Origin of the sequence: Kitasatospora kazusensis (genome assembly GCF_039529945.1) — a bacterium.
In the GTDB taxonomy this organism is placed as follows: Bacteria; Actinomycetota; Actinomycetes; order Streptomycetales; family Streptomycetaceae; genus Kitasatospora; species Kitasatospora kazusensis.
This window is the reverse complement of the sequence record NZ_BAAANT010000138.1, coordinates 1-814: the sequence shown is the minus strand read 5'-3', so window position 1 is coordinate 814 and position 814 is coordinate 1. Positions and strand designations below refer to the sequence as shown.

The window sequence follows — 814 nt, the reverse complement described above, 5'->3', positions numbered from 1 at the left end:
CTCGTCGGATACGAAATGGCCCTGCTCGTCGACCGCGCAGGCGCCGTCCTCACCCCCGCACTTCGCGCGGAACTCCAGGGCAGCCTGCTGCACTGACCCCGATGCGGCGTTTCCCAGGCATCCCCGACGCGCCGGGCTGATCCGACCAAGCCCGGCGCCCCGTCCCCAGTCGTCCCCGGACGGCTGACACCGCCTCAGCTGGCACTCCCCCAGCTGGAACCTGCTGCGGACGGCCTGCAGCGCAAGGAGGACCAATGACCCCGCCCCCGACACCCGCCGGTTCGTACGGCAGTGGGTACGGCAGTGGCTACGGCGGCCAGCAGGCCGGTGGCGGCTACGGCGGCCAGCAGTCCAACGACTACGAGCAGCAGCCGCTGGTCCGTCCGTACGCGATGACCGGCGGCCGGACCCGGCCCCGCTACCAGCTGGCGATCGAGGCGCTGATCTCGACCACGGGGTCGGCCGACCGCAGCACCGGGCTGCTGCCGGAGCACCAGCGGATCGTGTCGCTCTGCCGCGAGGTCAAGTCCGTCGCGGAGATCTCCGCACTCGCCGGGGTGCCGCTCGGGGTCGCCCGCATTCTCGTCGCCGACCTGGCCGAGGCCGGTCTCGTCGCCATCCACCAGCCCGCCGCTGCGGGCGAGTCGGGCGGAACGCCTGACGTCACGCTGCTCGAAAGGGTCCTCAGTGGACTTCGCAAGCTCTAACGCTGCCGCGGCCCCGAGCCGCGCCACCACCTCCGCGAAGATCGTCGTCGCAGGCGGCTTCGGCGTCGGCAAGACCACCCTCGTCGGCGCGGTCTCCGAGATCAACC

The 814-nt window shown here is 72.1% G+C and carries 1 protein-coding gene and 2 pseudogenes; all 3 read left to right on the top strand.

Translation table 11 applies throughout. From position 1 onward, the window contains the following. Positions 1 to 96, top strand: a pseudogene (locus ABD330_RS32360) (roadblock/LC7 domain-containing protein); the annotation flags it as partial. A 158-nt stretch (positions 97 to 254) separates the two neighbouring features. Then, positions 255 to 707 carry a DUF742 domain-containing protein gene (locus ABD330_RS32355; RefSeq protein WP_344469889.1) on the top strand — a complete coding sequence of 151 codons (453 nt, stop codon included), beginning with the start codon at positions 255 to 257 and terminating at the stop codon, positions 705 to 707. Further along, positions 688 to 814 (top strand): annotated as a pseudogene (locus ABD330_RS32350) (ATP-binding protein); the annotation flags it as partial. The gene ABD330_RS32355 and the pseudogene ABD330_RS32350, both read left to right, overlap by 20 nt.